At 63.3% G+C, this 5,810-nt stretch carries 3 protein-coding genes; all 3 read right to left on the bottom strand.

The window, feature by feature from the left end:
• Positions 1-124: 124 nt before the first annotated feature.
• The 3 genes from NKH36_RS34315 to dnaE all read right to left on the bottom strand — a co-directional run bounded on the left by NKH36_RS34315 (position 125) and on the right by dnaE (position 5,679).
• Complete coding sequence (locus NKH36_RS34315) at positions 125-925, bottom strand: potassium channel family protein (protein ID WP_352966230.1); 801 nt, start codon at positions 923-925, stop codon at positions 125-127.
• Positions 926-1,028: 103 nt separating this feature from the next.
• Positions 1,029-2,039, bottom strand: coding sequence for a methyltransferase (locus NKH36_RS34310; RefSeq protein ID WP_352966229.1), 1,011 nt, complete (start codon positions 2,037-2,039; stop codon positions 1,029-1,031).
• A 181-nt stretch (positions 2,040-2,220) separates the two neighbouring features.
• A complete protein-coding gene (gene dnaE / locus NKH36_RS34305; protein ID WP_352966228.1) occupies positions 2,221-5,679 on the bottom strand; it encodes a DNA polymerase III subunit alpha in 3,459 nt (1,152 codons plus the stop codon).
• Positions 5,680-5,810 lie beyond the last annotated feature (131 nt).

Raw genomic sequence — 5,810 nt, 5'->3', positions numbered from 1 at the left:
TGAAACGATCGAGGCAACCGAATGCAAAAACTACTTCGCAAACGCCGGCTACGCTTCCGTCAAAACGTGAAAGACTCTAGGGGGCGGTTTTGGCTCCACCAAAACTGCGCACTAGCCTCGCATCTCAGTTGCCTTCGTCGGGTATATTGAGAATGTGCCCGCAGGCCTTGCAGTGCACGGCGTCGGCTTCATGCCGCTGAAGGCCGCATTGCGGGCAAGGAAAGAAGACCTTGTTGGGACGGAAGAGCGCCTGCGCCAGCCTGACGAACAGCGATATGCCGATGATCATGGTGACGATGGCGGTGAGCTTGCCGGCGATACCCGGCAGGACGATGTCACCGAAGCCGGTCGTGGTCACCGTGGCGACGGTGAAGTAGAGCGCGTCGACATAGCCTTCGAGACCGGCCCCGGTGCGGAAGAAGAAGGTGTAGACAAAACCGGTGATGACAAGGAGGAATGTCAGGAGATTGATGACTGCGTGGCTCGCCTCGCGCCATCGCCTGAGGCCGCGCATCTCGAGATACCGCCACAGCGCGCCGCTGCGGGACAGCGACCACAGCCGCAATATGCGCAGGAAGCCCAGATTGGCTAGCGCTGAAGGCATCAGCAGCGTCAGCAGGATAAATGCATCGACCCACGCCGCCGGCTGTTTCATCAGGCGCAGCATGTCGTTGGAGGCAAGCAGCCGCGCAATCATGTCAGCGGCGACAAGCGCTGCCACAGAATAATCGAGCCAGAGGAACGAGGATGATTCCTGGATCACCGGTGTGGCGATGAAGAAGGCGATGATGGCAAGGTCGATGACGATCGCCGCCAGTTGAAACCGGAAAGCCGCAGGCGTGCGCCCGTGATAAAGCTTTCGCAATGTATCACGCAGCCGTGCCAGGGCTGACTCCCGAGCTCCGTCCCTGTCTGGCGCCTTCATGACAACTGCGATAACGCTCGCTGCGACAGCCGTCCAGCGGGCAGAGCAGAGGGAAGCCGCTGTGGCTTGAGAACATCCGGAGAGTTTCGGGCTCGGAAAGCAATCAGACCGGTTCCGCCTCGATGATGCTGATGCGAGGTCCGGCTTCAACAATATTGGCGACCCGAAAATCCGACGCCGCAAGCAGCAACTTAAATTCTTCCGCCGTGCGCTCCTGCCCGCCCGGCATGACCAGCATGTTCAGATCGCCGAATTTTGCACTGGCGCCTTCGTTGGGCGGCTCCAGAATGCTCTCAAGCACCAGCAGTTTGCCTTCTGGGCGCATCGCCCGGCGGCAGGTTTTCAGGATCCGGATGTTTGTGTCGTCGTCCCAGTCATGCAGGATCCATTTGAGCACAATCGCATCGGCGCCCTCGGGCACCGAGACGAAGAAATCGCCGGCGACGACGTCGCAGCGATCGGCCACGCCCGCAATCTCAAAGACCGGGCCGGCCTTCGCTACCACCTGCGGCTGATCGAAAAGAATGCCGCGCTGGCCGGGATTGCGGCGGAGGATTTCGGCAAGCAGCGCGCCCTGCCCGCCCGCGACATCCATGACGACAGCGAACGGCCGGAAGTCATAGGCCGCGATCACCGCGGCAGCGACGCCACGCGACATGGCCGTCATCGCCCGGTCGAAGATGACGGACTCTTCCGGATGTTCGGCCCGGTATTCCCAAACGCCCTGGCCATGAGCGTGGCGAAAGCCGTTCTCGCCGGTGCTGACACTGTGCAGCAGGTCGCTCCATGCCTGACGGAAATACGGCCGTCCGGTCAGAATCGCCCATGGCGCGACCGAATGCTGAACATCGGATCGCAACGCGCCGCCGACCGGGGCCAGCGAGAAAAACCGGTCTTCCGCTTCATGAAACACGCCGACCGATGCAAGGGCGCGCAGCAGCCGGTAGAGCGCTTGCGGATGGGTATTGGTCAACGCGGCAAGTTCGCCGCTGGCGCGTTTTCCGTCCTTGAGATGGTCTGCGATGCCCAGTGTGGCGGCGACGCATATCGCCTGAGATACCTGGAACCCATTGACCATTTTCTGGAGTTCGGCAGCAGCTGTCCGCTCGTCCATGAGGCTCCCCCCGGCCGCCGAAAGAGCCAGGCCAGCAACCGAAAAAAATGAGTTGATGGCATGGCGGGCCGACCTCACGATACCAGTGGCAATGTCACCGGGCAATGCCGGCGCTGGGCATGCTGGTGCTGGCTTGGCGGAACACGGTCCAAACAAACGAGGCTGTGCTAATCCCGTTAGGTCACACCAGTTCCACTTCCACCACGCCCGGCACCGCGCGCATGGCCGACGCGATCTGCGGCGAGACGCGGTAACGGTTGGGCAGTTCGATCTCGACCTCGCCCTGCGCCTCATCCTTGATAACGATAATGCTCACCTGACTGTCGCCGCGCTGGGTAAGCTGCGATTGAATCGCGGACGCCGGTCGGTCATTCCTGACAAAGATGCGCAAGGCTTTCTGGATGCGGCTTGCCTCGTCCTCCAGCGACTGCACGGTCTGGATGCGCAGGTTGACGCCTTCGGGCCTGTCCTCGGCCGAAACTGTGATCACCACCGAACGGCCGGGCTCGAGCAGGTCGCGATACTGCGCCAGACCTTCGGAAAACAGCACTGCTTCATACTGGCCTGACGTGTCGGAGAACTGCACGACGCCCATCTTGTTGCCGGTGCGCGTCTTGCGCTCCTGCTTGGTGGTGACGGTGCCGGCAAGCCGCCCGGCGGCAGCACCCCGTTTGACCGCGGCTGAGAACTCGGCCCAGTTCTGCACCCGCATCTTCTGCAGCGCCGCCTTGTATTCGTCCAGCGGATGGGCGGAGAGATAGAAGCCGACCACCTGGAATTCACGGTGCAGGCGATCGGCGGCAAGCCACGGGTCGGTCGCCGGCAGGTTGAGCGCCTGTGACTGCGCCCCGAGCGAGGCGCCGAAAATGTCGTGCTGGCCCGACACTGCATTCTGCTGCGCCAGCGACGCAAGCCCCATCATCCGCTCGACGCCCGCCAGCATCGCGGCGCGGTCGTGGCCGAAGCAGTCGAGCGCGCCGGCCATAATCAGGCTTTCGAGGACCCGCTTGCCGGCGATCTTCGGATCGACCCTTTCGCAGAAATCGGCGAGGTTCTTGAACGGTTTTTCGCCGCGCATGGCGACGATATGCTCGACCGCCGCGTCGCCGACGCCCTTGAGCGCGGCCAGCGAATAGAAGATCCGGTTCTCGCCGACCTCGAAGGCGCGGAAGCTGGTCATTACCGACGGCGCCACGACGTCGATGCCGAGGCGCAGCGCATCCTGGCGGAAATCGGCGAGCTTGTCGGTGTTGCCCATGTCGAGCGTCATCGACGCGGCCAGGAACTCGACCGGGTAGTGCGCTTTCAGATAGGCCGTCTGGTAGGAGACGACGGCATAGGCGGCGGCATGCGACTTGTTGAAACCGTAGTCGGCGAACTTTGCCAGCAGGTCGAAAATGAAGTCGGCTTGCGGTTTGCCGACGCCGCGCTCGACCGCGCCCGAAACGAAGCGCTCGCGCTGCTTGTCCATCTCGGCGCGGATCTTCTTGCCCATGGCGCGGCGCAGCAAATCGGCTTCGCCGAGCGAATAGCCGGCAAGCTCCTGCGCGATCTGCATCACCTGTTCCTGGTAGACGATAACGCCTTGCGTCTCCTTCACCAGATGGTCGATCTTCGGATGGATCGACGCCATCTCCTCCTCGCCATGCTTTCTGGCGTTGTAGGTCGGGATATTCTCCATGGGTCCCGGCCGGTAAAGCGCGACCAGCGCGATGATGTCCTCGATGCAGTCGGGCCGCATGCCGATCAGCGCCTTGCGCATGCCGGCACTTTCCACCTGGAACACGCCGACCACTTCGCCCCGTGACAGCATGGCGTAGGTATCGGGGTCGTCTAGCGGAATGTGGGCGAGATCGATCTCGATGCCGCGGCGGCGGATCAGCTTGACCGCGGTCTCCAGCACCGTCAGCGTCTTCAAGCCGAGGAAGTCGAACTTCACCAGCCCGGCCTGCTCGACATACTTCATGTTGAACTGGGTGACCGGCATGTCCGAGCGCGGGTCGCGGTACATCGGCACCAGTTCCCACAGCGGCCGGTCGCCGATGACGATGCCGGCGGCGTGCGTCGAGGCGTGGCGGTAGAGCCCTTCCAGCTTCTGCGCCATGTCGAGCAGCGTTTGGACGATCGGCTCCCGCTCGGCCTCTTCGGCAAAGCGCGGCTCGTTGGCGATGGCGTCGGCGAGCTTGACCGGGTTGGCCGGGTTCGACGGGACCATTTTGCTGAGCTTGTCGACCTGGCCATAGGGCATCTGCAGCACGCGGCCGACATCACGCAGCACCGCGCGGGCCTGCAGCGTGCCGAAGGTGATGATCTGGCCGACCTGGTCGCGTCCGTATTTCTGCTGGACGTAGCGGATGACCTCCTCACGCCGGTCCTGGCAGAAATCGATGTCGAAGTCGGGCATCGACACGCGGTCGGGATTGAGGAAGCGCTCGAACAGCAGTGAGAAGCGCAGCGGATCGATGTCGGTGATAGTCGTCGAATACGCGACCAGCGAGCCGGCGCCCGAACCACGGCCCGGCCCGACCGGAATGCCTTGCGCTTTCGCCCATTTGATGAAGTCGGCGACGATCAGGAAGTAGCCGGGATATTTCATCTTCTCGATGACGCCGAGCTCGAAATCCAGCCTTTCGCGATATTGTTCGACCGTGTAGCCAGGGGTCGGGCCGTGCGCTGCGAGCCGCGCCTCCAGCCCTTCATGCGCCTGTCTGGCAAGCTCCTGCGCCTCAGCCTTCACCGCCGCATCGGCGTCGGCAACATCACCGCCGGCAAAGCGCGGCAGGATCGGGTTGCGGGTCTTGGGATAGTAGGAGCAGCGCAGCGCGATCTCGACGGTATTGTCGATCGCTTCCGGCAGATCGGCGAACAGCCTCGCCATGTCAGCCTGGCTTCTCAGAAAATTGTCGGGCGACAGGCGGCGGCGGTTGTCGACGGCAACGACCGTGCCTTCGGCGATGGCGATCAGCGCGTCATGCGCCTCATAGTCGTCGCGGGAGGAGAAAAACGCCTCGTTGGTGGCGACCAGCGGCAGGTCATTGACATAGGCGAGATCGACGGACGATTTCTCGATCGCCCGGTCATAGCCGGAAACCCGTTCCAGCTCGACATAGAGCCGGTCGCCGAACAACGCCTTGAGCGCCAAAAGCCGTGTCTCGGCGAGATCGCGGCGGTCCTCTTTCAAGGCGTTGCCGATCGGGCCGCGCGGCCCGCCGCTGAGGCAGATCAGGCCATCGCAATGGCCTTGCAGCATCTCGGTCGTCAGATGCACAGCCTCGCCGGGCGGCGTTTCCAAATAGACCCGGCTGACCAGCCTGACCAGATTGCTGTAGCCGGCCTCGGTCGCCGCGATCAAAACCACGGGCCGCATCTCCGGGCCTTGCCGCCTGCGGTCGCGCTGGCTGTCGCTGGCTTCGCCGGAAAAGGCGAGAGCGGTCTGGCAGCCGATGATCGGCTGGATACCCTCCTTCACCGCCTTTTGCGCAAATTCGAGCGCGCCGAACAGATTGTTGGTGTCGGTGACGGCGATGGCCGGAGCCTCATCCTTGACGGCATGACCGACAACGGTGCCGAGCTGCAAAGCGCCTTCGAGCAGCGAATAGGCCGAATGCACGCGCAGATGGATGAACGGCCGCGCCGGCACTTCCGGGGGGGGGGGGGGGGGGGAGAACCAAGGGGGCGCGCGGGGGGGGGGGGGGGGGGGTGGGTTGTGGAGGATTTTTTTGGGGGACCCCCCCCACAGAACAAGGAGAGATGTTTTGTTTTGGTGCGCGG

Source organism: Mesorhizobium sp. M1312 (assembly GCF_040318115.1).
Lineage (GTDB): Bacteria > Pseudomonadota > Alphaproteobacteria > Rhizobiales > Rhizobiaceae > Mesorhizobium.
This window is presented reverse-complemented; position numbering and strand designations above follow the sequence as displayed.